This is a genomic window from Nocardia lasii, assembly GCF_042658545.1.
GTDB lineage: Bacteria > Actinomycetota > Actinomycetes > Mycobacteriales > Mycobacteriaceae > Nocardia > Nocardia lasii.
The window spans coordinates 57,829-81,866 of record NZ_JBHSQN010000008.1; the positions used below are offsets into that span (position 1 = coordinate 57,829).

General features: G+C 70.4%; 20 protein-coding genes. 1 reads left to right on the forward strand and 19 read right to left on the reverse strand.

Translation table 11 applies throughout. The features are described from left to right. Positions 1 to 115: 115 nt before the first annotated feature. The 7 genes from ACFP3H_RS12900 to ACFP3H_RS12930 form a co-directional block, all read right to left on the reverse strand. A complete protein-coding gene (locus ACFP3H_RS12900; protein ID WP_378604595.1) occupies positions 116 to 316 on the reverse strand; it encodes a hypothetical protein in 201 nt (66 codons plus the stop codon). Between the two features lie 89 nt (positions 317 to 405). Next, positions 406 to 1,260, reverse strand: a complete 855-nt coding sequence (gene wag31, locus ACFP3H_RS12905; protein ID WP_378604598.1) for a DivIVA-like cell division protein Wag31 — start codon at positions 1,258 to 1,260, stop codon at positions 406 to 408. A gap of 60 nt (positions 1,261 to 1,320) precedes the next feature. Then, complete coding sequence (locus ACFP3H_RS12910) at positions 1,321 to 1,629, reverse strand: YggT family protein (RefSeq protein ID WP_378604601.1); 309 nt, start codon at positions 1,627 to 1,629, stop codon at positions 1,321 to 1,323. Positions 1,630 to 1,718: 89 nt separating this feature from the next. Beyond that, on the reverse strand, positions 1,719 to 2,474 hold the full coding sequence (locus ACFP3H_RS12915; protein WP_378604604.1) for a cell division protein SepF: 756 nt from the start codon (positions 2,472 to 2,474) through the stop codon (positions 1,719 to 1,721). Between the two features lie 107 nt (positions 2,475 to 2,581). Continuing rightward, complete coding sequence (locus ACFP3H_RS12920) at positions 2,582 to 3,307, reverse strand: YggS family pyridoxal phosphate-dependent enzyme (RefSeq protein ID WP_378604607.1); 726 nt, start codon at positions 3,305 to 3,307, stop codon at positions 2,582 to 2,584. Positions 3,308 to 3,344: 37 nt separating this feature from the next. After that, on the reverse strand, positions 3,345 to 4,091 hold the full coding sequence (gene pgeF, locus ACFP3H_RS12925; protein ID WP_378604610.1) for a peptidoglycan editing factor PgeF: 747 nt from the start codon (positions 4,089 to 4,091) through the stop codon (positions 3,345 to 3,347). After that, positions 4,088 to 7,387: a LuxR C-terminal-related transcriptional regulator gene (locus ACFP3H_RS12930; RefSeq protein ID WP_378604612.1), complete on the reverse strand. Its 3,300-nt coding sequence runs from the start codon at positions 7,385 to 7,387 to the stop codon at positions 4,088 to 4,090. Before ACFP3H_RS12930 ends, pgeF begins: the two co-directional genes overlap by 4 nt. A 141-nt stretch (positions 7,388 to 7,528) precedes the next feature. On the opposite strand from ACFP3H_RS12930, the gene ACFP3H_RS12935 reads away from it, so the two are divergent. Continuing rightward, positions 7,529 to 8,074: an LppU/SCO3897 family protein gene (locus ACFP3H_RS12935; protein WP_378604614.1), complete on the forward strand. Its 546-nt coding sequence runs from the start codon at positions 7,529 to 7,531 to the stop codon at positions 8,072 to 8,074. A gap of 57 nt (positions 8,075 to 8,131) precedes the next feature. On the opposite strand, the gene ftsZ is transcribed toward ACFP3H_RS12935, so the two are convergent. From ftsZ to rsmH, 12 genes are all read right to left on the reverse strand, one after another. After that, positions 8,132 to 9,385 carry a cell division protein FtsZ gene (ftsZ, locus tag ACFP3H_RS12940; protein ID WP_378604617.1) on the reverse strand — a complete coding sequence of 418 codons (1,254 nt, stop codon included), beginning with the start codon at positions 9,383 to 9,385 and terminating at the stop codon, positions 8,132 to 8,134. A gap of 160 nt (positions 9,386 to 9,545) precedes the next feature. Continuing rightward, positions 9,546 to 10,223 carry a cell division protein FtsQ/DivIB gene (locus tag ACFP3H_RS12945; protein WP_378604774.1) on the reverse strand — a complete coding sequence of 226 codons (678 nt, stop codon included), beginning with the start codon at positions 10,221 to 10,223 and terminating at the stop codon, positions 9,546 to 9,548. Between the two features lie 8 nt (positions 10,224 to 10,231). Beyond that, on the reverse strand, positions 10,232 to 11,746 hold the full coding sequence (gene murC / locus ACFP3H_RS12950) for a UDP-N-acetylmuramate--L-alanine ligase (protein WP_378604620.1): 1,515 nt from the start codon (positions 11,744 to 11,746) through the stop codon (positions 10,232 to 10,234). After that, positions 11,743 to 12,858: an undecaprenyldiphospho-muramoylpentapeptide beta-N-acetylglucosaminyltransferase gene (gene murG, locus ACFP3H_RS12955; RefSeq protein WP_378604623.1), complete on the reverse strand. Its 1,116-nt coding sequence runs from the start codon at positions 12,856 to 12,858 to the stop codon at positions 11,743 to 11,745. The genes murC and murG overlap by 4 nt, the downstream gene beginning before the upstream one ends. A 31-nt stretch (positions 12,859 to 12,889) precedes the next feature. Further along, a complete protein-coding gene (ftsW, locus tag ACFP3H_RS12960; RefSeq protein ID WP_378604626.1) occupies positions 12,890 to 14,350 on the reverse strand; it encodes a putative lipid II flippase FtsW in 1,461 nt (486 codons plus the stop codon). A 42-nt stretch (positions 14,351 to 14,392) separates the two neighbouring features. Next, positions 14,393 to 15,829 carry a UDP-N-acetylmuramoyl-L-alanine--D-glutamate ligase gene (gene murD / locus ACFP3H_RS12965; protein WP_378604777.1) on the reverse strand — a complete coding sequence of 479 codons (1,437 nt, stop codon included), beginning with the start codon at positions 15,827 to 15,829 and terminating at the stop codon, positions 14,393 to 14,395. Between the two features lie 50 nt (positions 15,830 to 15,879). Continuing rightward, entirely contained in the window at positions 15,880 to 16,956 is a 1,077-nt protein-coding gene (gene mraY, locus ACFP3H_RS12970; protein ID WP_378604629.1) for a phospho-N-acetylmuramoyl-pentapeptide-transferase, read from the reverse strand. Then, positions 16,953 to 18,440, reverse strand: coding sequence for a UDP-N-acetylmuramoyl-tripeptide--D-alanyl-D-alanine ligase (locus ACFP3H_RS12975; protein ID WP_378604632.1), 1,488 nt, complete (start codon positions 18,438 to 18,440; stop codon positions 16,953 to 16,955). The genes mraY and ACFP3H_RS12975 overlap by 4 nt, the downstream gene beginning before the upstream one ends. After that, the gene (locus ACFP3H_RS12980) at positions 18,437 to 20,023 is read right to left on the reverse strand and encodes a UDP-N-acetylmuramoyl-L-alanyl-D-glutamate--2,6-diaminopimelate ligase (protein WP_378604635.1); all 1,587 of its coding nucleotides are present in this window, start codon (positions 20,021 to 20,023) and stop codon (positions 18,437 to 18,439) included. Before ACFP3H_RS12980 ends, ACFP3H_RS12975 begins: the two co-directional genes overlap by 4 nt. 102 nt (positions 20,024 to 20,125) lie before the next feature. Next, positions 20,126 to 22,006: a peptidoglycan D,D-transpeptidase FtsI family protein gene (locus ACFP3H_RS12985; RefSeq protein ID WP_378604638.1), complete on the reverse strand. Its 1,881-nt coding sequence runs from the start codon at positions 22,004 to 22,006 to the stop codon at positions 20,126 to 20,128. Then, positions 22,003 to 22,929 carry a cell division protein FtsL gene (ftsL, locus tag ACFP3H_RS12990; RefSeq protein ID WP_378604641.1) on the reverse strand — a complete coding sequence of 309 codons (927 nt, stop codon included), beginning with the start codon at positions 22,927 to 22,929 and terminating at the stop codon, positions 22,003 to 22,005. Before ftsL ends, ACFP3H_RS12985 begins: the two co-directional genes overlap by 4 nt. After that, positions 22,926 to 23,924 carry a 16S rRNA (cytosine(1402)-N(4))-methyltransferase RsmH gene (gene rsmH / locus ACFP3H_RS12995; RefSeq protein WP_378604644.1) on the reverse strand — a complete coding sequence of 333 codons (999 nt, stop codon included), beginning with the start codon at positions 23,922 to 23,924 and terminating at the stop codon, positions 22,926 to 22,928. The genes ftsL and rsmH overlap by 4 nt, the downstream gene beginning before the upstream one ends. Positions 23,925 to 24,038 lie beyond the last annotated feature (114 nt).

A 24,038-nucleotide genomic window follows, 5' to 3' on the forward strand; every position in this document is an offset into this window, starting at 1 on the left:
TCGGTTCTACTGAGCGCGAGCGCCGTTCTTCCGAAGGCTCCCCGGTGATGGCCGGATCAGTGCCGTGTATCTGTCGATTCTAACCGTGCGCGTCCAGCCGATATTTCGCGGCCGGTCAGTGCCGCCGGGCGTGTCGCGACGGGGGAACCGGATCGTTGTCGGGTGTGCGGGTGGCCAGCGCGCTCACGAGCAAACTCGCGGCACCGACCACACAGATCAGAATGCAGCCCCATGCCCAGACCACCGAACCGGTGGCCAGGGCCGCGACGAGCAGGCCGAAACCGGCGGTAGCGAGGACAAGCGTCAAGACGAGCATGCTGACTCCCAAGCAAACCGAGCAGCCCGACGGTAACTGGGCGTTCCCGAATCACGCGACGCGCTGCGTCGCGCGACTCGGGAACCAGTTTACTTGCCGCCCTTGGCGAAGGAAGCGGGAGCCAGACTGTTGGCGGAGCCGTTGGTCTCGCCCGCGAACTCGCCGCCGTCGACCGGCACGGCCGACCCACGGTTCTCGAGCTCTTCCAGCTGCGATTCCAGGTAGGACTTCAGGCGCACGCGGTACTCGCGCTCGAAGGTCTTCAGCTGCTCGATCCGGCTTTCCAGCACCGTGCGCTGCTGGGTGATGGTGGCCATGATCTCGGCGTGCTGACGCTCGGCGTCGGCGGTGAGCGCCTCGGCCTTGTCCTTGGCCTGACGGATCTGGGTGTCGGAGCGGTTCTGCGCGTCGGCCAGCATCGCGTCGGACTTCTGCCGCGCGTCGGCGATCATCGCCTCCGAGCGGGTACGGGCATCGCCGACGAGTCGCTCGGAGTTTGCCCGCGCGTTCGAGAGCAGTCCCTCGGCCTCGGTCTTGGCGTCGGTGGTCAGGCGGTCGGCCATCTCCTGCGCCAGGGTGAGCACCTTCGCGGCCTGCATGTTCGCGTCCGGCCCGGCGGGCGCGGGAGCCGCGACCGGCATCGGCGCGGGCGGCGCGACCGGAGCAGGCTGCGGCACCGGTTCCGGTGCGGGCGGAGGTGCCTGTTGGACAGGCGCCTTCACGGCGGCGACCGGGGCGGAACCACGGTTCTTCTTGGCGTCGGCAAGCTCGGTGTCGAGTTCGGCGACCCGCTGACGCAGGTCGGCGTTCTCCTCGATCAGGCGCGAAAGCTCCTGCTCGACGAGATCCAGGAAGGCATCGACCTCGTCCTCGTTGTAGCCGCGCTTACCGATCGGCGGTTTGCTGAACGCGACGTTGTGCACATCGGCGGGAGTCAGCGGCATCGAAGGATCCCTTCACGCGTCTTGTGGAGAACTAGCAAGCGGTCTTCTCGATTCATTGTGTCACACGGAGGTCACGGGCTGCCCGAGCGTACCCACGATCGACATCAGGATGAAGACGAGGAAGAGCAGGACCATTATCGAAAGATCGAGACGAATCCCCCCGAGATTCACAGGAGGTATCAACCGCCTCAGCAGTTTCACCGGAGGGTCGGTGACAGTGAAAATCACCTCGAGGATGATCACCACCACACCGGTCGGGCGCCAGTCACGCGCGAAACTGCGGATGAACTCGACGATCACCCGGCTGATCAGGAGCAGCCAGAAGAGGAAGAGTACGAAGTACAGAACCGCGAACAGGGCTTGGGCCACGGGTTCACTCTGCCGCAAAATCGGCGACGTGCAAAATGGCCGCGCCGCGCGGTGCGCGGGCGGCCATCTCGACGGTCGGTATGCGGTGGCTATTTCTGGTTGTAGAAGCCGTTTTCGGCGATCCGACGGCGCTCTTCGGCCGATACGTCGACATCGGCGGGTGAGAGCAGGAACACCTTCGTGGCCACCTTGTCGAACGAACCACGCAGCGCGAACGCGAGTCCGGCCGCGAAGTCGACCAGGCGCTTGGCGTCGGCGTTGCTCAGGTCGACCAGGTCCATGATGACCGGGTTGCCCTCGCGGAACCGTTCACCGATGATCCTGGCCTCGCTGTAGTCGCGCGGACGCAGCGTGGTGATCTTGGACAAGGGACCTCCGTCCTCGAAGATCCCAGGCCGCCGCGCGGGCGCGGGCTCGGGGCGCAAGCGCTCCTCCACCCTGCGCTCCTCGGCGTCGGGATCGACCGCGAGCGCACCACGAGTGGAGCCACGCATTCCGGGTGCGACGCCGCCCGCCCGGAAGGATCGACCCGACGACGGCGCCGTTTCGATCCTGGTGGGGCGACGCGGCGTCTCATAGCGATCGTCGGCGTAGGTGTCGGCGACATAGTCGTCGCGACGCGCCTGGTAGGTCGGCTTGTACGCGGGCTGAGGGAAGTCGTCGGCCTCGTCGGCGAAACGGTCCGCGCCGTAGCGGTCCTCGCCGTAGCGGTCGTAGCCGCGCGGACGGGCGCGGCCCACGTGCTCCTGCGCACCGCGAGGGGCATGGTCGTCGACGTAGTCGTCTTCGTACTCATCGAGCGGAACCATGCCGAAGTACGCCTTGAACTTATGCAGGGTACTCATCTGGTCGACCTTCCTTCGGCCCCGGTGGCGGCCGGGTGTTGAAGTTCTTGCTCAGCGCCTCTTCGGCCCAATCGTATGTGTCGAATGTGACTGATGAGGTTTCTTTGCTACGCCGAGGTTATCGGTCGTATGCCCATCAGGGCGGTTCCGACACGCACACACGTCGAACCGTGTTCGACCGCAATCTCCAAATCACCCGACATACCTGCAGAAAGTTCGGTCGCGTCGGCGTGTTGCGCAATCAGCGAAGTGTGCAACATCGCAAGATTCGCAAACGACACATCAGTCGGCGCGTCAAGGGGTGGAATCGCCATCAGACCGGCCAGATGCAGACCGGGCGCCTTCGCTACGAGGTCAGACAGGGCGAGCAGATCGGCGGGCGCGACACCCCCGCGTCCGGGGTCGGCGTCCAGGCTCACCTGCAGCAGCACCCGCAGCGGCGCGTTACGCTCACCGGCTGCGAGTGCGTCCTGCGCGGCCCGGTCCAGCGCGTTTGCCAGGCGTTCGCTGTCGACCGAGGCCACGGTGTGCGCCCAGCGCGCCACCGCGCGGGCCTTGTTGCGTTGCAGGCGGCCGATCATGTGCCATTCGACGTCGTCGTAGTCGAGTTCGGCGACCTTGGCGGCGGCTTCCTGCTCGCGCGACTCACCGAATTCGCGTCGGCCCAGCGCGCGCAGGATCGCCACGTCGGAGGCCGGGAAGAACTTCGTCACCGGCAGGAGCCGAACCGAACCCGGTGCGCGGCCCGCGGCGGCGACCGCGGTGTCGATGCGGGTGAGCAGGCCGTCGAGGCGAGTGGCGAGTTCGGCGGTGCGGGCTTCGTCCAGGGTCATGCGTCTGCTCCGATAGTGGTGCTGGTCGGGTCCGCCGTCACGCGCCGGCTTCGCCGCGGTGGTCTTCCATCCAGATCACCCCGGCGATACGGCCGGTGGGGGCGCCGCGGCGGTGGCTGAACAGGGTTTTGTCCTCGATGGTGCAGCGGGGGTCGATCGCGACGCCCGCGACGCCCGCCTCGGTGAGCTGGCGGCGGATGCCCGCGCGCAGGTCCAGGCCGGGGGTCTTGCGGACGGTGGTGGTGGCGCTGCCGGGCAGGTGGGCCTCGACATCGGCGCGCATCGCGGCGGGAACCTCGTACTGGCGACCGGAGGCGGCGGGGCCGAGGAAGGCGCCGATGCGATCGATCCGGGCGCCCACGGAGACCATCGCGTCCAGAACCCGGGGCACGATGCCGATCCGGGCACCGACACGGCCCGCGTGCACGGCGGCGATGACGCCCGCCTCGTCGTCGGAGAGCAGGATCGGCACGCAGTCGGCGGTGAGCACGACCAGGGCCAGGCCGGGCACGGTGGTGACCAGCGCGTCGGTGACCGGCACGGGTTCGGCGCGCGGACCGTCCACGATCTCGACGGTGCGGCTGTGCACCTGCTCCATCCACACCAGCCGGTCCGGGGCGAGGCCGATGCCATCGGCCAGGCGAATCCTGTTGCGGCGCACGGCATCCGGGTCGTCGCCGACGTGGTCGCCCAGGTTGAACGAGTCGTAGGGCGCGGCGGAGAAGCCACCGGCGCGGGTGGTGGTCACCCGGCGAACGGTGACGGTGGCGGGTGCGGAAGTCATGGTTCGAGGGTAGTGCCCACCAGATCGTCGAGCTTGCGCGCGATGCCCGCGCGGCTGGTCAGTCCGAGTTTGCGCAGAACCCGGCCGAGGTGGTCCTCGACGGTGCGGGGGCTGAGATAGAGGTGCTCGGCGATCGACTTGTTGGTGTGGCCGTGCGCGGCCAGCTCGGCGACCTCGCGTTCGCGTCGGGTCAGGGTGGCGGAGGTGCCGGTCGGTTGGGCGCCGGCGAGGCGGCGTTGGGCCGAGGTCACCTCGTCGAGCAGGCGGGTCGCGCCCGCGGTGGTGAAGGTGGCGCGGGCGGCGGCGAAACGACTGTTCGCGCCGGCGAAATCGCCGCACCGACCCGCGAGGACACCGGCGAACAGTTCGGCGCGGGCCCGGTGCACCACCATCCCGGCGCGGGCGAACGCCGCGATCGCCCGCTCGGTGGCCGCGAGTGCGGTCGCCGTGTCGCCGCAGGCTGTGGCGTATTCGGCCCGCGCCATCGCGGTGACGCCGACCTGGCTGCCCAGCCCCTCGGCCGGACCGGTCGGGGGCGGGTCGAGTCGTGGATTCGGTACGGGTGGGGGGTCGTCGAGGCAGGATGACGCAGCGGTCGCGACTGCCACGTCGGCGGCGGACGCGGCGGACGCGGCGGACGCGGCGGACGACGCAGGGGTGCCGGGGGTGATGGCGGCGAGCGACTGAGTTCGGTCTGCCAGGGCCGTGGTTACGGGCGTGGTGGGGGTGGTGGGGGCGAGGGCTGCTTCGGCGCGGGTGATCAGGCTGGCGGCGGTGGGGAGGTCGCCGGCGGCCAGGGCGAGGTGGGCGGCTCGGGCCAGGTGGGTGGGGCGCAGTGGGCCGGGGCGGTCTTCGGGGGTGGGTGGGGGCGGAGCGGGGATGTTGAGGGGGTGGGCGGTGTCGGCGAGGGTGGTGTCGACCACCTGGCGCCACCAGCGCATGGTCGGGCGTGGGAGGGCGGCGACGGTGTGCCACTGGGCGGTGACGGTATCCGGTGGGGCGGTGAGGGCGAGGGTGCGGAGTTTGAGGGCGCCCGCGAAGGAGAGCAGGTCGGGGTAGTGGAAGGTGGTCGCGGTGTCGGTGGCGTCGTCGGCGGCGGCGATGGCCTCGTGCGGGCGGCCGAGTTTGGCCAGGGCGTAGGCGCGCACGGTGTGGAGTTCGGCCAGGGCGTAGGTGCGGCCGAAGCGGCGGCTCACGGCGATCGCACGGTCGAGGTGGTGCAGGCCGGTGGAGTCGCGGTCGAGGAAGTAGGCGCACCAGCCGAAAGCGGGTGCGGCGTGGACCACTTCGCGCAGGGCCTGGTCGGTGAGTTGGTCGAACGCCTGGTCGCAGGGGTCGTAGAGGGGCGCGGCCGCGGCGATGCGGCCGTCGGCGAGCAGGCTCAGACAGCGCAGGGCCAGGGCGGCGGCGCGGATGGCCGGGTCGGCGATGGCGTCGGAGGCGAACAGGGCGGCCAGGCGGGCGCGACCCTCGGCGTCCTGGTTGTCCTGCATCTCCAGGATGGCCAGTTCCAGTTGCACGGGACCGTCGCCGGGGCGGCGCGGGAGGTGGGCGGCGCGATCGAGCAGCGTTCTGGCCTGGTCGACACGGCCGAGCATCCGGGCGCAGCGGGCCGAGAGCAGCAGGGCTTCGAGTTGGTGCGGGCCCGCGGTGGCCGCCACCGGGTGCAGGGTCTCCCCCGCCCTCGCCGCCGCGCCGGAGAGCATGTGGGCGCGGCCGAGGGACAGGGCGTCGGCCAGTGGGTCGGCGCAGGCCGGGGCGATGCGGGCCGCGATGGTGAGCCAGCGGGCGCTGGCGGCCGGTGCGTCGGCCAGGGCCTGTTCGGCGGCCAGTCGGAGTTCGGACCCGGCGAGTTCGTCGGCGCCGAGGAGCGCGTGTTCGAGGTGGCGGGCGCGCATCGGCATGGGGGCGTCGCGGGCGCGCAGGGTGATGGCGGCGCGGCGGTGCGCCATGGCCCGCCGGGCGGGGCCGGCCAGCCGGTACGCCGCCGTGCGAATCAACGGGTGAGTGAAACTCACCGCCCCCTCGACAACCGTGAGCACCCCACGCGCGACCAGCCCATCCACTGCGGTGGCCACCGATTCCAGGTCGAGATCGGCTGTCGCGCAGAGTAATTCGAGGTCCGAGGGAACACCGCACACGGCGGCCGCCTGGATGACCAGTCGCTCGACGGCGGGGAGCTGGGCCAGCTCGGCGCCGATCGTCCGGTCCAGCGTGGCGTAGTGACCCGCCGCGTCGGGGTCGTCCTCGAACCAGTCGGGGGCGCCGCCCACTCCCCCGGCCGCCGTTCCGAAAACAGGGTCATCGGCCCGAATTGACCCGGAAGCGGGCGCGGGGACAGCCATTCCGAGAACAGGGTCATCAGCCCGAATTGACCCGGAAGTAGGTGCGGGGGCCGCCGTTGCGGGTGTGTGGTCGCCGCCGTGCAGGGCTCGGTCCAGTTCGTGGTCGGGGAGGTCGGCGAGGAGTAGGAGGTAGAGCGGGTTGCCGTGGGAGGCGGTGTGGAGGTGGGCTCGTCGGCGGGGGGTGTGGTCGGGGAGCAGGGTGGCGATGTCGGTGGTGGTGAGGGGTGGGACGGTGATTCGCGTGGTTCGCGCGTGCGGGGCGCCCAGCAGTCGGGTGATCGTCGGCGGGCAGGTGCCGGGGCGGAAGGCGAGCAGTAGGCGGAAGGCGCGGTGGGGGCGGTTGCGGATCAGGAAGGTGAGCAGGCGCAGGGATTCGGGGTCGGCCCAGCCGATGTCGTCGACTATGAGCAGGGTGTCGGTCGAGCCGAGGGCTTGCCGCACCCGGCCGTGACAGCTCGCGGGTGATGTGTCGGTCGAACTCCGGGTTTCGGCCGAACCTGGTGCCTGCGGCACCCGACCACCCGCCTGGGCGGCGGTGGCGTCGTCGTGGAGAGCCATGTGGGGATCAGCGGTGGCGACGACCGCAGGTGGCGTTGCCGCACGGCCCGCAGGTGCCGTCGACTCACAACCCCCAGGAGGAGTCGCCGCACAGCCCGCAGTCGGCGTGCTCTGCCCGTCCTGGCGCAACCAGTCGGGACGCAGAACCCCGACGGGGTCGAGCTGTTCGAGGATGTCGTCGGCGAGGTGGTGGGGGCGGGTGCGCGCGTCCTCGACCCCGGTCACCCACAGGACGCGGCCGGGTGTGGTGGTGGCGAATTCGGCCAGGAGGCGGGATTTTCCGATGCCGGCGGGGCCTTCCACCAGCAGGAGCCACGGCGCGTCGGCATCGGTGGGCGTCGTGGTGAGCGCGGCCAGTTCGGCGGCGCGACCCACGAAGGCGCGTTGGAACATGGCACTCCGTACCTCACTGGCGATCGGGGTACAGAAATTACCGTGGTTTCCCGGATGCTCGCGGGGGCGGGGTGGGGTTGGGTGGTCGGGTCCGACACCGCCGAAGGGTCCGCGGTGCGGTTCTGCAGAAAGAAGGTTCGCATGAAGTTCACCGGCAAGGGAACGGTTTCGCGGTTCTCGCTCGCACTGCTGGCGGTCGCGGCACTCGGTGCCGCGGGCTGCTCGGCCGTGGACAAGGTCGCCGATGTGGCCAAGGACGCGAGCAAGTCCGATACCGCCCGCTCGAAGGTCGGTGAGTGCATCAACGTGATCTCGGCGTCGGTGGTCGACTCCAAGACCGAGCCCGTCGCCTGCTCGGCCGACAACGCCGTCTACCAGGTGGTCCAGGTGCACGACAAGAAGGTCGAGTGCCACGAGGACTACACCTCCTACGAGGAGACCTTCGGCAGCGGCGGTACCGTCGCGTTCCTGTGCCTGGTCCCGAATTTCAAGGAGGGCAGCTGTTACAACGAGGGCATGATGACCGGCTACAAGTACGTGGCGTGCACCGCGCCCGACGCCAGCTTCAAGGTCGTCACCCGCGTCGACGGCCAGGTCGACGACCAGCTGTGCGGTGAGGACGCCGACCAGGTGCTCGTGATCCACGAGCCCAAGATCACCTACTGCGTCAGCAGCTCCACCACCTGATCGCACGCGAAAGCGCCCGAACTCTCGAAGAGTTCGGGCGCTTTCGTGTTGTCAGGACTAGCGACGCATGAAGTCCGGGACGTTGATCTCGTCGTCGTCGTCGCCTTCGCGGACCTCGGGGTTGTTGACCCGGTTGATGGCCGCCTCGGTGACCCGCTGACGCTCGGACTCCCGGTACCGCTCGGTGTCACGGTAATTCGGGGCCGCGGCCCGAGAACCGGACACCCCGGCCGTGGCGGGCTCGACGGTGCGCGGCGGCGCTTCGGGAGTGCGCCCCTGCCCGATCTCGCCCGCGCGACCGGAACTGATCGGACTCGACCCCGTGCGCGTGGACGTGGTGCTCTCCAGGCTGCGCCGCGCCGGACCACCACCGTCGAAACCGGCCGCGATCACCGTGACGCGCACTTCGTCGCCGAGCGAATCGTCGATGACCGTACCGAAGATGATGTTGGCCTCGATGTGCGCGGCCTCCTGCACCAGCGAGGCCGCCTCGTTGATCTCGAACAGACCGAGATCGGAACCACCGGCGATCGAGAGCAGCACGCCGTGCGCGCCGTCCATCGACGCCTCGAGCAGCGGCGAGTTGATCGCGGTCTCGGCGGCTTTCACCGAGCGACCCTCGCCGCGCGCCGAGCCGATGCCCATCAGGGCCGAACCGGCGCCCGACATCACGCTCTTGACGTCGGCGAAGTCGACATTGATCAGACCGGGGGTGGTGATCAGGTCGGTGATGCCCTGAACACCGTTGAGCAGCACCTCATCCGCGGAGCGGAAGGCGTCCATCAGGCTGACCGCGGCGTCGCCGAGCTGCAGCAGTCGGTCGTTCGGAATGACGATCAGGGTGTCGCACGACTCGCGAAGCAGGTTGATGCCCACTTCGGCCTGGTTCCCACGCCGTTTTCCCTCGAAGGAGAACGGCCGGGTGACGACCCCTATAGTCAGGGCGCCCAACTTACGGGCGATGCTGGCGACGACGGGGGCGCCACCGGTACCGGTGCCACCACCCTCGCCCGCCGTAACGAAGACCATGTCGGCGCCCTTGAGCACCTCTTCGATCTCGTCCTTGTGGTCTTCGGCGGCCTTGCGGCCGACTTCCGGATCGGCGCCGGCTCCGAGGCCGCGGGTGAGTTCGCGTCCGACATCGAGTTTGACGTCGGCGTCACTCATCAGCAGGGCTTGCGCGTCGGTATTGACCGCGATGAACTCGACTCCCTTGAGTCCCTGTTCGATCATTCGGTTGACGGCGTTCACGCCGCCGCCGCCGATACCGACGACCTTGATCACTGCAAGGTAGTTGTGCGGGGGCGTCATGGGCTCTCGCCTTCCTTCGATCTTAAACCCTCAACCTCAACCATAGGGTTGGCGTTATGTCAAGTATCCGACTGCTGCGGAACGCTATTCGCAGCCACTGCGATCCCGGCGCAGGCGCGCCGAGACGAGAGCCGGAATCTTGTGCCACAAAGAATGTCGCTCACTTTACCGTGACCAGATTCGGACTCGAAACGTCGAACACGGTCCCCTCGCGGGTCAGTAGCGGCAGTACGACGGCAGCTTTGCGCTCGCCGTCGCCCGTACCGCCCCACACTACCTTCCTCCCGTCGCGAAGGCTCAGTGAGACATCCGAAATCGACCGCGCGACAACCTCGCCCACCTGCACCGACAGGGCCGGGGGCAGGGTGACCAGCACCTGCACCGCCGCCTGCGTCGCCGCGGGCCCGGTGAACGAGCCCTCGGTGATCAATTTCGGCACCCCGATGGGGTTCTCGGGCTCGATCGCGAATTCCACGCTGTCGGCGTCGATCACGTGCGCGCCGTCGGGCGCCTCGTAGTAGACCACCGGGGTTCGCTCCACGACCGTGACCAGCACTGTCGAGGGGAATTGACGCTGCACCCGGACCGAGCGCACCGTCGGGATGGCGGCGACGCGCTGGGCGATCGAGGTGGTGTCGATGCGCAACATCGAACGCCCCTCCGGGATTTCGAGTCGGTCGCGCACGTCCTCGTCCGGCACCACCGACAGCCCGTCGATCTGCACCGTGCGCACCGACAGCGCCGGGGTGAACCAGGCCAGCACCGCCACCAGGCTCACCACCAGCACCGCGGCCACCGTCCACAGGCGGTAGCCGTGCCACCCGCGCGCGGCGGGCATCGGCAATCTCACCGGCCACCCTGTTGGGGCCGGGCCCGCAGGCTGTCGAGGATCTGGTTGCCGAGCATGGTGACATCGCCCGCGCCCATGGTGATCACGACGTCGCCGTCGTGCGCGAGCCCGGCGACCTGCCTGCCCACCTTGGACATATCCGGCTGGTAGTGCACGGGCACGGTCACCGACTGGGCCACCAGCGCGCCGTTGACACCGGGCAGCGGGTCCTCGCGGGCGCCGTAGACATCGAGCACGACCACCTCGTCGGCCAGGCTCAGCGCGGCGCCGAACTCGGTAGCGAAGGTGGCTGTGCGGCTGTAGAGATGGGGCTGGAACACCACGATCACCCGACCGCGCCGGATCCGGGCGCCGTCGCGGGCTTCCTGGGCGACCAATTGCGCGGCGGCCTCGAGCACGGCGCGGACCTCGGTGGGATGGTGGGCGTAGTCGTCGAAGACGCGCACGCCGTTCTCCCGGCCGGTGAACTGGAACCGGCGGTGCACGCCGCCGAATCCCTCCAGGCCCTGGACGATCTCGTCGGTGTCGGCGCCGGTCGCGCGGGCGGCCAGCAGCGCGGCCAACGCGTTGAGCGCCATGTGCCGACCGGGGACCGACAGGCGCAGCGAGCGCGGGACGGTCTCGCCGTCGAGCTGGAATTCGACGATGCCGCCGACATCGCGCGGCTGCCAGTCCAGCAGCCGCGCACCGACGGTGACGGGCGCGTCGGCGAGGTCGCCCGAGCCGTAGCCGAGTACGTCGATGCCGCGTTCGCGCAGGCGCGGGGCCACGCGCTGGGCCAGGGCCAGCGAACCGGGATCGTCGAGGCACACCACCAGCAGCCCACCGGGGGCGAGCCGGTCGGCGAAGTCGTCGAAGACCTGGATGTAGGCCTCGTCGGTGCCGAAGTAGTCGAGGTGGTCGGATTCGATATTGGTGACCACGGCGACGTCGGGGTCGTATTGCAGCAGTGAGCCGTCGGACTCGTCGGCCTCGGCCACGAAGATGTCGCCGCTGCCGTGGTGGGCGTTGGTGCCCGCCTCGTTGAGTTCGCCGCCGACCGCGAAGGACGGATCGGCGCCGCAGTGCTGCAGGGTGACGATCAGCATCGAGGTGGTGGAGGTCTTGCCGTGGGTGCCCGAGACCAGCAGGGTCTTGTGCCCACGCATCAGGGCGGCGAGCACGGTGGGGCGCATCAGCACGGGAATCTCGCGCCGGTTCGCCTCGACCAGTTCGGGATTGGTCTTCGGGATCGCGGCGTAGGTGGTGACCACGACGGTGGGGCCGCCGGGCAGCAGGTCGAGCGCGTCGGCGGCGTGGCCGATGCGGACCTCGGCGCCACGGGCCCGCAGCGACAGCACGCCCCGGCTCTCGCGGGCGTCGGAGCCGGAGACCTTGCCGCCGCGCGCGAGCAGGATCCGGGCGATGCCCGACATGCCCGCGCCGCCGATGCCGACCATGTGCACGCGCTCGAGCTCGGGCGGCAGGGCCGTGCCGGTGGACTCGCCGATCGCGTGCTCCGGCTCGTTCATCGGGCGACCTCGGTGACGATCCTGGCCACCGTGTCGGCGGCGTCGCGGTGGCCCGCGCCTGCGGCGGCGCGGCTCATCTGCGTGAGACGGTCGGGGTCGAGCAGCAGCGGAATCACCTCTTCGATCACGTATTTCGGGGTCAACTCGGCGTCGGCCACAATTGTGCCACCACCCTGTGACACCACCGGGCGGGCGTTGAATTCCTGTTCGCCGTTGCCGTGCGGCAGCGGCACGTAAAACGCGGGCAGACCCACCGCCGACACCTCGGCCACGGTCATCGCCCCGGAGCGGCACACCACCGCGTCGGCGGCGGCGTAGGCCAGGTCCATGCGCGAGAGGTAGGGCACGGCCACGTACGGCGCGGGGGCGTCGGCGGTGCTCACCTCGACGCTGTTCTTGGGCCCGTGCGCGTGCAGCACCGAGATGCCGGCGGCGGCGAGTTGCGGTGCGGCGCCGGAGACGGCCTCGTTGAGGCTGCGCGCGCCCTGCGATCCGCCGAACACCAGCAGCACCGGTCCGTCGGCGGGCAGCCCGAAGTGCTCGCGGGCCTGCGCGCGCAAGGCGGGACGGTCGAGTTCGGTGATGGAGGCGCGCACCGGGATGCCGACGACCTGCGCGTTCGCCAGGCCCGAATCGGGCACGGCGGCGAGCACTTTCGTCGCCAGTCGGGCGCCGACCTTGTTGGCGATACCCGCCTTGGCGTTGGCCTCGTGCACGATGACGGGCACCTTGCGCCCACGCCCGAACAGGCTGCCGCGCGCGGCGAGGTAGGCGGGCAGCGCGACGTAGCCGCCGAAACCGATGATCACATCGGCCTGCACCTCGTCGATGACGGCCCTGGTCGCCTTCACCGAGGCGCGCACCCGACCGGGCAGGCGCAGCAGGTCGGCGGAGGGCTTGCGCGGCAGCGGAACCGGGGGGATCAGTTCCAGCGGGTACCCGCGTTCGGGCACCAGTTTCGTCTCGAGTCCACGTTCGGTACCCAAGGCGGTCACCCGGATCGAATCGTCGAGTCTGCGCAGCGCGTCGGCCACGGCCAGCGCGGGTTCGATGTGGCCTGCGGTTCCTCCGCCTGCGACGATCACCGACAACCCGGATCGCGGGTTACTCACCTGGATCTACCTCGTTCTCTCTGTAGGTTGTTCACGACCCGTCTCCCGTGCCGTTGCGCCGTTTCACCGGGCGGTGTGGCATCGGGTAGGTCGGCTCCCATGCTCGTGTCGACCGTAGCGAACTCGTGCCGCGACTCTGGGGCGCACGTCGACTGCGTTCGGTAGGCGGTTGGCGTCGTGGGGTCTGACGTGGCCGTTCGCGCGGCGCGGCGGCGCGCGGCGCGGCGGGCGGGGTGTAGACCTCGGGCACCGGCAGGCGCAGCAGGCGGCTGAGTCGGCCGTCCTGACCGTCCTTGAGCGCCGCGACCGCCTCGGGTTCGTGGCGCGCGGCGCTGGCGATGATGCCGAACATGAACAGCGTGATCGCCAGCGACGAACCACCCGCCGAGACCAGCGGCAACTGCAGGCCGGTCACCGGCAGCAGTCCGACGACGTAGCCGATGTTGATCAGCGCCTGCGCGGTGATCCAGGTGGTGGCGGTGGCGGTGAGCAGGCGCAGGAACGGGTCCACCGAGCGCAGCGCGATGCGGATACCGGCGTAGACGAACAGGGCCAGCAGCGCCAGCACCACCATGCAGCCGAGGAAGCCGAGTTCCTCGCCGATGATGGCGAAGATGAAGTCGTTGTGCGAGTTGGGCAGGTAGCTCCACTTCGCGCGGCTCTGCCCGAGCCCGCGGCCGAGGATGCCGCCGTCGGCGAGGGAGTACTTGGCTTGCAGCGCCTGGTAGTTCGCGCCGAGGGGGTCGTCGCCGGGGTTGAAGAAGGCTCGCACGCGATCGGAGCGGTACCCGGCCGAGACCGCGAGGACGGACGCGGCGACCGTGCCGACGGCCACGATGGCGACGAACAGCCGCACCGGCAGCCCGCCGAACCACAGCAGCGCCATCAGCACGATGCCGAGCGCGATCGTGGTCGACAGGTTCGGTTCGAGCACCACCAGCAGGCACACCAGCAGACCGGCGGGCACCAGCGGCACCAGAATGTCTTTGAGCTGGGCGCCGCGCCGGGCGGCGAGCAGGTGCGCGCCCCACACGATCAGGGTCACCTTGACCACTTCGGAGGGCTGGATCGACACCGGGCCGATGTCGAACCAGCGTCGCGCGCCGCCGTGCATGGCGCCGATGCCGGGGATGAGCACCAGGACCAGCGCCAGCACCGAGATGCTGAAGATCGGGAACGACCACTGCCGCAGGAACCGCAGCGGCAACCGCAGCGCGATGTAGAACGCGACCGCGCCGAGCCCGGCGAACATGGCCTGCTGGATGAACAGCGAATACGCCGACCCGCCACCGGCATACGCCTCGACGCTCGACGCCGAGAGCACCATCACCAGCCCGAGCACGGTGAGCAGGGTGGCGATGGTGACGATCAGGTGGAACGAGGCGAGCGGGCGGGCCAGCCAGGCCCCGAACCGCTCCCCCGCCCACCTGGGCTGACCGGAACCGGCGCGCGCGGCGCCGGGCTCGGTCCGGGTGGCCTGGCTCTTACCCATGCTGCCCCCTCGTGGGCGACGGGTCGGCCGGGCGCGTGGTGGTCACAGCGCCCGCCCGATGTCACCATCTTCCAGTGCCGTCACCGCGTCCACGAAGCAGCGTCCGCGGTGGGTGTAGTCGTCGTACATGTCCAGCGAGGCCGCGGCGGGCGCGAGCAACACCACGTCGCCCGAGCGCGCCAGACCGGCCGCGGCGCGCACCGCGCGGCCCATGACCGCTTCGGCGCGCTGGGATCTCGACGACTGCATGTCTGCATCGTCTCCCGCGTCCAGCACGATGACCGGGACTTCGGGTGCGTGTCGCGTCATCGCGGCGGCGATCACCGGCGCGTCGGCCCCGAAGAGCACCGCGCCGACGAGTCGATCGCCGATCTCCTCGATCAGATCGTCGACGCTCGCGCCCTTGAGCAGACCGCCCGCCACCCACACGACCTGCGGGTGCGCCATGATCGAGGCGCGCGCGGCGTGCGGGTTGGTGGCCTTGGAGTCGTCGATGAACTCGACGCCGCCCAGTTCGCGCACGAACGCGGTGCGGTGCGGGCCCACCTTGTGTTCGGCCAGGCCCTCTTTGATGAACTGCGGGGCCACGTCGATGGCCCTGGTGAGCGCGGACGCGGCCAGCGCGTCGGCGATCCCGGCGGGGCCCTGCGGGCTGATGTCGCTGGTCTCGGCGAGGATCGCGGCCTTGGTGAAGGCGCGGTCGAGCAGCTTGCCGTCGACCACGCCGAGTTCGCCGTCGGCGGGCACGCCGATGCGGAAGCCGACGGTGCGCCGCGCCTTGGCCTTTCGGGCCAGTGAGCCCGCGACCGGATCGTCGAGGCCGACCACGCCGACGCGGCCGGTGAGCGCGCGGGCCTTGGCGGCGGCGTAGGCGTCGAGCCCGCCGTGCCAGTCCAGGTGGTCCTCGGCGACATTGAGCACCACGCCCGCCTCGGGCCGCACGGAGGGCGCCCAGTGCAGTTGGAACGAGGACAGTTCCACGGCCAGTACCTGCGGGCCGGGGTTGCGGCGCAGCGCGTCCAGGATCGGCAGGCCGATATTGCCGCAGGCCACGCTGGGGATGCCGGCGGCGCGCAGGATCGAGTGCGTCATCTGGGTGGTGGTGGTCTTGCCGTTGGTGCCGGTGATCACCAGCCACTTGCGCACCGGACCGTAGATGCGGGCCTGATCGACCCACCAGGCGAATTCGACGTCGCCCCACACGGGCACGCCCTCGGTGACGGCCGAGACCAGCACCGGCGAGTCCGGGCGCCACCCCGGGCTGGTGATCACCAGCGCGAAGCGGCTCAGGTCGGCGTTCTCGAGTTCGACCGCGGTGGCGATCTCGAGGCCGAGTTCGGCGGCCTCGGCCAGCGCCTTGGCGCCGTTGTCGGTGACCACGGGGTGGGCGCCGATATCGCGCAGCGGTTCGATCAGCGAGCGTCCTGAGACGCCCCAACCGGCGACGAGAACGTCACGGCCACGCAGGAATTCGAGCATGGGGCCCGGGGAACGCAGGGCGCGGGGCGAGTGTTCGACCATGTCTCTACTCACCCGACCTGTGACAGATATTCGCTGTAGAACAAACCGAGGCCGACCGCGGCGGAGATACCCGCCAGGATCCAGAACCGGATGATCACGGTGGTCTCGGCCCACTTGCTCAACTCGAAGTGGTGGTGGAACGGCGCCATCTTGAACAGGCGATTGCGCGTGGTGCGATACACCGCCACCTGCAGCATCACCGAGGCGGCCTCGGCGACGAACAGCGCGCCGATCACGGCCATCAGCAGCTCGGTGCGGGTGGTGATCGACAGACCGGCGATCAGACCGCCCAGGGCCAGCGAACCGGTGTCGCCCATGAAGATTCGCGCGGGCGCGGCGTTCCACCAGAGGAAGCCGATGCACGCGGCGGCCGCGGCGGCACAGACCAGCGCCAGGTCAAGGGGGTCGCGCACGTCGTAGCAGCCGGGGCCGGGGCTGGTGGAGCAGGAGTTGCGGTACTGCCAGAAGGTGATGATCACGTAGGCGCCCAGCAGCAGGCTCATCGACCCGGCCGCGAGACCGTCGAGCCCGTCGGTGAGGTTGACCGCGTTGGACCAGGCCACGACCAGGAACAGCACCCACACCACGAAGATGAGCGCGCCCATCGACACCGTGCTCCAGTCGCGCACGTAGGACAGGTGCTTGCTGGCGGGGGTGAGCCCGTCGGGGCTGCGGAATTGCAAGGCCAGCACCGCGAAGATGACCGCGGCGGCGGTCTGTCCGATGTACTTGCCCGCGGCCGAGAGTCCGAGGTTGCGCTGTTTGCGCAGCTTGATGAAGTCGTCGAGGAAGCCGACGATGCCCAGCGCGGTGGTGAGGCCGAGCACGAGCAGACCCGAGGCGGTCGGGCCTTCCGCGTCGTAGCCGATGCCGATCAGGTGCGAGCCGAGGTAGCCCGCCCACATGCCGATCAGGATGGCGACGCCACCCATGGTGGGCGTGCCGCGCTTGGCCTGGTGGCTGGCCGGGCCGTCGACCCGGATCTCCTGGCCGAAGCCCTGTTTGGCGAAGACCCGAACGAGCAGCGGCGTCAACAGGATCGACACCGCCAGCGCGATCCCCGCCGCGAACAGAATTTGCCTCATCGAGCTGTATTACCTTCCGCTGCCCCGGTCAGGTGCTCGGCGACGGCCCACAGGCCCACCGCTTTCGACGCCTTGACCAGTACCACATCGCCGGGGGCGATCTCGTCGTCGAGCAGCGCGATCGCCGCGTCGATATCGGGAACGAGGATGGATTCCTCGCCCCAGGAGCCTTCCATGACCGCTCCCTGGTGCATCCCGTGGGAGGGTCGTCCGGTGCCGACCACGATCAGCCGGTCGACATCGAGGCGCACGGCCAGGCGTCCGATCGCGTCGTGTTCGATCACCGAGGTGTCGCCGAGTTCGCCCATCTCGCCGAGTACGGCCCAGCTGCGCCGCTCGGCCGGTTTGGCCAGGGTGACCAGCGCTTTGAGCGCCGCGCGCACCGAGTCGGGATTGGCGTTGTAGGAGTCGTTGATGACGGTGACGCCGGCGGCGGTGGTCGTCACGTCCATCCGTCGGACCGAGGCCGCGGTGGCCCCGGACAGCGCTTCGGCGACGGTGGCGAGGTCGGCGCCGCATTCGAGGGCGACGGCCGCGGCGGCCAGGGCGTTGCCGACCTGGTGTTCGCCGTGCACCGCGAGCTGGATCGGGATCGACTCGCCCCCGGCGTGCAGGGTGAAGTGCGCGCGAGCCTGCTCGTCGGTGCCCACGTCGGTGGCGCGGATGTCGGCGTCGCCGGACAGGCCGACCGTGACCACGCGGGCCTTCGTGCGCGAGGCCATGGCCGCGACGTTCGGGTCGTCGGCGTTGAGCACGGCCAAACCCTCGGGCGGAAGTGCTTCGACCAGTTCGCCTTTGGTCTGCGCGATGGCCTCGCGGCTGCCGAATTCGCCGAGGTGGGCGGTGCCGACATTGAGCACCACGCCGATGCGCGGCGGGGCGATGCGGGCCAGTTCGGCGATGTGGCCGCGACCGCGCGCGGACAGTTCCAGCGCGAGGAACCGGGTGTCGGCGTCGGCGCGCAGGGCCGTCCACGGGTGGCCGAGTTCGTTGTTGAAGGAACCGGGCGGGGCGACCACGGCGCCCAGCGGCGCCAGGACCGCGGCCAGCAGGTCCTTGGTCGAGGTCTTGCCGGAGGACCCGGTGACCCCGACGACGGTGAGCCCGGTGCGCTCGGCCAGCCGCTGGGTGCTCACGCGCGCGAGTTCGGCCAGCGCGGCCAGCACCGCGGCGCCGGAACCGTCGCCGTCGTGGCTGAGCGCGACCGAGGTGGCCGGGACCGAACCGTGTTCGGGGCGGACCACGATCGCGGGCACGCCGACCGGGCGGGCCGCGAGTACCGCGACCGCCCCGGCGGCGACGGCCTTGGCGGCGTAGTCGTGTCCGTCGGAGTTGGCGCCGGGTAGCGCGAGGAACAGATCGCCGGAACCGATTCGGCGCGAATCGAATTCGACCGAACCGGTCACCAGTGCCTGGGGGTCGACTACGTCGTGCAGCTCACCGCCGACGACGTTCGCGATCTCCCGCAGTGTCATCTCGATCATGAAACCGTCAAGTCCTCCGAGTCCGTGTGCGGACTGTCTCGTCCGGGGAGCGATTCCAGCGCCACCGCGACCACCTCGCGGTCGTCGAAGGGGTGCTTGACGCCCTTGATCTCCTGGCCCGCCTCGTGGCCCTTGCCCGCGACGAGCACCACATCGCCCGCACGAGCCCAGGCGAGCGCGGCGCCGATGGCGGCCGCGCGGTCACCGATCTCGCGGATCTCGCCGCGGTCGGTGAGTTCGTGTGCCCCGGCGATCACGGCGGCGCGGATGGCGGCCGGATCCTCGGAGCGGGGGTTGTCGTCGGTGACGATCACCAGGTCGGCCTCGCGCGCGGCGGCGGCGCCCATGAGCGGACGTTTGGCCACGTCGCGGTCGCCACCGGCACCGAGCACCACGGCCAGCCTGCCGTGACCAGCCTCGGTGAGGTGGCCGCGCAGGGTGCGCACGACGGATTCGATGGCGGCGGGCTTGTGCGCGTAGTCGACGACGGCGAGGAAGTCCTGGCCGCGATCGATGCGCTGCATGCGCCCCGGCACGTCGACCACGGCCAGCGCGGGCGCCGCGACGGCGGGATCGACCCCGGCGGCGGCACAGGTGGCGACCGCGAGCAGGGCGTTGGCGACGTTGTAGCGGCCGGGCAGGCGCAGCCGCACGGTGAGTTCGCCGTCGGGTCCGGCGGCGGTGAATTCCTGTTCGCCGCCGCTGGTCTTGACCTCGCCGACGACGTCCCAGGTGGCCGCGCCGGTGGTCGAGACGGTGACGGGCTCGACCAGGTCGCCGGCCAGGCGGGTGCCCCACTCGTCGTCCACGCAGATCACCGTGGTGCGCGCGGCGACGGGCGAATCCGCGTCGAAGAGGCGACGTTTCGCGGCGAAGTAGTCCTCGAAGTCGGCGTGGAAGTCCAGGTGGTCCTGCGAGAGGTTGGTGAACGCGCCGACCGCGAACCGCACCCCGTCGACCCGGCCCAGTGCCAGCGCGTGGCTCGACACCTCCATCACGACCGCGTCCACGCCCTGCTCGACCATCGCGGCGAACATCGCGTGCAGCTGCGGCGCCTCGGGGGTAGTGAGCGCGCTGGGCACCCGCTGCCCGCCGATGCGGGTCTCGATGGTGCCGATCAGGCCGGTGGCCAGCCCGGCGGCGGCCAGCCCGGCCTCCACGAGATAGGAGGTGGTGGTCTTGCCGGAGGTGCCGGTGATGCCGATGATGCGCAGCCGGTCGCTGGGGTGGCCGTAGATCTCGGCGGAGAGTTCGCCAAGGACCGCGCGCGGCTGTTCGCGCACCAGCACGGGCACCGCGACCTCGCCGATCAACGCCGCGCCCGCGGCGTCGGTGAACACCGCCACCGCGCCCTTGGCGATGGCGTCGACGGCGAAGCGGGCGCCGTGGGAGTTCGCGCCGGGCAGGCCGGCGAACAGGTCGCCGGGACGTACCGCGTCGGAACGCTGCTCGATGCCGGTGACGGTCACCTCGGCGGGGGCCGGGGTGGCGGTCGTGGCGCCGGTGAGGTCCAGGAGGGCCCGCAGCGATGTCGACGGCGCGGTGGTCGGCCGGAGCGCGTGCGGGCTGGACTGCGCGGGCACAAGGCTCCTCTCTGAGAGTGATCGAGCGCGTGGGCGAGACGAGGAGTCAGGTTACCGACGCGCGGTGTCGGATGGGCAACGCGGGTTGAGTTTCGCCGACCGCTACGACTCGGCCTCTAGCACCAGTCGCCGGGGCTCGGGCGAGGGTGGGACGCGGTCGCGCTGCAGGGCCCACGAGGCGATGCTGTGGAACAGCGGCGCGGCGGACCCGCCGCCGGTGCCGTCGGAGCTGCGGACCGGCGCGTCGAGCATCATGCCGATGACGTAGCGGGGGTTGTCGGCGGGCGCCATGCCGGCGAAGGTGCTGTAGAACGACGAGGTCGAATAGCACCGGCACGCGGGGTCGACCTTCTGCGCGGTGCCGGTCTTGCCCGCCACCTGGTAGCCCTCGATCGCAGCGGGAACGCCGGTGCCCGACTGCACGCCCATCGGGTCCTTCTGCACGGTGGCCTGGAAGATCTGGCGCAGGGTCTGCGCGGTCTGCGGGCTCACCACGCGCACGCCGTCGGGCTGCGATTCCTCGGTGCGGGTGCCGTCGGGGCCGATCTTGGCCTTCACGATGCGCGGCGGGATGCGCAGCCCGTCGTTGGCCACGGCCTGGAACATGGCGGTCATCTGCAGCGTCGTCATCGACAGGCCCTGGCCGATCGGCAGATTGGCGAAGGAACCGCCCGACCACTGATCGCGGGCGGGCACCTGCCCACCGCTCTCGCCGGGCAGGCCGACCCCGGTGCGCTGGCCGAGCCCGAAGCGGGTGACCATATCGGCGAACCGGTCCTCGCCCACCCGCTGGGCCAGCATGAGAGTGCCGACGTTGGAGGACTTTCCGAACACGCCGGTGGTCGTGTAGGGCGCCACGTCGTGGGTCCAGGCGTCGTTGACGGTGACCCCGGCCATCCTGATCGAGCCGGGTACCTGCAGCACCTCGTCGGGGGTGGTGACGCCGTATTCGATGGCGGCCGCGGCGGTGACGATCTTGTTCACCGAGCCCGGTTCGAAGGGTTCGGAGACCGAGGGGTTGCCGAGTTTGCCCGAGGCCCAATGATTGGGTCCGAGTGCGGGATTGAAGGTGCCGTCGTTGGCCATGGCCAGCACCTGGCCGGTCTTGGCGTCGAGCACCACCGCCGAGGCCGAGGACGCGCCGGAGACCTGCTTGGCCTGCTGCACCTGCTGCTGCACGTAGTACTGCAGGTCGGCGTCGAGGGTGAGTTCGACGCCGTTGCCGTTGACCGCGGGCTGCTGATCGCGGTAGCTGCCCGGGATGACCGCGCCGTCGGAGCCCTGGTCGTAGGTGCGCGAGCCGTCGGTGCCCGAGAGCACCGAGTCCAGCGCCGATTCCAGCCCCATCTGCCCCTGCCCGTCGCGACCGATCGCGCCGACCACATTGGAAGCCAGTGAGCCGCCGGGGTATTCGCGCAGGTCGGTGCGTTCGGCGCCGACCTCGGGGAACTTGGCGGTGATCTCGCCGGCCACCCGCGGATCGACATTGCGGGCCAGGTAGTGGAACAGCTTCTCGCTGCGCAGTTTCTCGAGCAGCTCCTGCTCGGTGGGCGCGCCCTGGGTGGAGCCGAGCTTGTCGTGGATGAACTTCGCGATCTCGATCAGTCGCTGGTCGGGATCGGGCGCGCTCGGCTTGAGTTTCTTGGCCTCGGCGAGCTGCTTGCGGACCGTGACCGGTTGGAAGGTCAGCGATTTCGCGGTGATGGTGAAGGCGAGCTGGTTGCCGTAGCGGTCGGTGATGGGACCGCGCACGGCCTCCTCGGTGGCCTTGATGGTGCGCTGCGAGGCCGCCTGCGCGGACAACGTGGGCGCGGCGAAGCTCTGGATGTAGAGCAGTTGCAGCGCGACCACGCCCAGCGTGGCGAGCAGGGCGACCCGGCCGATGCCGAGCCGGAGTCGAACGGGCCGATCCGGCGAGAGCGAGCGGGCCCTCGACGAGACCGGCCCGCGTCGCGGCTGCGACGCGGGCCCGCTCTGTTTCATCGGGGACCATCCTGGGACTCGACGACCTGCGGCTGTTCACTCGGTTGCGCCTCGGCGAGCCGGACCGGGGGTCGCTGCCCGGCGATCGGGCCCGCGGTGTCGAGAACCGGTGGGGGCGGCGGTGTGTCGGCGGGGGGTTCGCCCTGGGCGGCCACCTCGATGCGGTCCGGCACGGTTACCGGCGCGAGCGGCGCGCCCTCGACCGGCACCGGCGCGTCGGCCGGGGTGGTGCCTTCGATCGGGGCGGGCGCCTCGACCGGGGCGGGGACCGGCGCGTTCGCGGTCGGCACCGTGGGGGCCGGGTTGCTCGGAACACCCTGGGGCGCGGCCGGACTCGTGAGCGGCACACCGGGCTGCACCGGCACCACCCGCTCGCCGACCGCCTGCGCGTGACCCGGGGTTGGCCCGTTGGGCGTGGTGGTCGGCGGGGCGTTCAGCGGCGGGGCGGGCGCGCCCTGGGCAGGCATCGGGGTGCCGATCACGGTGACCTCGCCGTCGGGGCCGAGCACGAGCCGGGCCGGATCCTTGGCGGGGATCATGCCGAGTTCGCGTGCGCGCGCGGCCAATTCGGGAGCCGAGTCGGCGGCGGCGACCTCGCGCTGCAGCGCGGCCCGCTCGTCGGCGAGGGTGCGGTTGACCGCCCTGGCGTCACCGAGCTGGTAGCTGTCCTCGGCGGCGCGCGTGGTGAGCAGCAGGGTCAGGGCCAGACCGCAGCCGAGCAGACCGATGATCGCGGTGACGAACGGAATCCGCCCCGCCATCGTCGAGGCCCGCTCGGGCAGTTCGATGCCGTCGAGGAGCTGCTGCCTGGTGCGCTTGCGAGCGTAGGCCCGCTGTGCCGCACCGGACTTCACCCGCTGTGCCGCTTCCACGCGTCGCGCCGCCTTGCTCGGCACCGCGACAGTGCTGCTCCGCACGCTCATCTCGTCCCCTCCTGTGTCCTCCCTGACCTCTCCGCGATTCGTTCGGCCGCGCGCATCCGCACCGGCGCGGATCGCGGATTGACCTCGATCTCGGACTCGGTCGCTTTTTCCGCGCCACGGGTGAGCATCTGGAATTCCGGTCCCATGCCGGGCAGTTCGACCGGCAGATCCATCGGTGACCGGGAGATGATCCGTGGTGCGAGTTCGTGTTTGACCAGTCGATCCTCGAGCGACTGGTACGACATGACGCAGATCCGTCCGCCCACACGCAGTGCATCCAACGCCGCGGGCAGCGCCGCCCGCAGCGAGTCGAGCTCGCCGTTGACCTCCACCCGCAGCGCCTGGAACGAACGCTTGGCCGGGTGGCCGCCGGTGCGCCGGGCCGCGGCCGGAATGGTCGCGTAGAGCACCTCGACCAGTTCGGCGCTGGTGGCGAACGGCTTCACCGCTCGCCTGCGCAGCACCTCCGAGGCGATCTTGCCCGCGAACCGTTCGTCGCCATAGGTTTTGAGCACCCGGGCGAGGTCGCCGTGGCTGTAGGTGTTGAGCACGTCGGCGGCGGTGGGCCCGGTAGTGGGGTCCATCCGCATGTCCAACGGTGCGTCGACGGAGTAGGCGAAACCGCGATCGGCCTCGTCGAGCTGCATCGACGACACCCCGAGATCCATGAGAATCGCGGAGACGGAACCGATTTCGTCGAGCCCCGCGCGTGCCAGCGCGGCGGGGATCCCGTCGTAGCGGGTGTGTACCAGGGTGACCCGGTCGCCGAAGGGCGCGAGTCGTTCGCCCGCCAACCGCAGGGCGGTGGTGTCGCGATCGAGGCCGACCAGGCGGGCCTGGGGGTAGGTGCGCAGGAAATGCGCTGCGTGCCCGCCCAATCCGAGCGTGGCGTCGAGATAGACCGCGCCCGGTTCGCTCAGCGCGGGGCCGAGCAGGTCGTCGGCGCGCTCGAGCAGGACCGGCACATGACGGGAGTTCTCGGCGTCATGGTTCACCTCGACCTCCCGGGATACTGGCTCGCGTCGCAGACGGGTCGCCTTGCCACACAGTGCTTGTCGAATGATGGACGCTGGTCGAATGGGTGGACGGGGCGAATGCTTCGAGGTCTC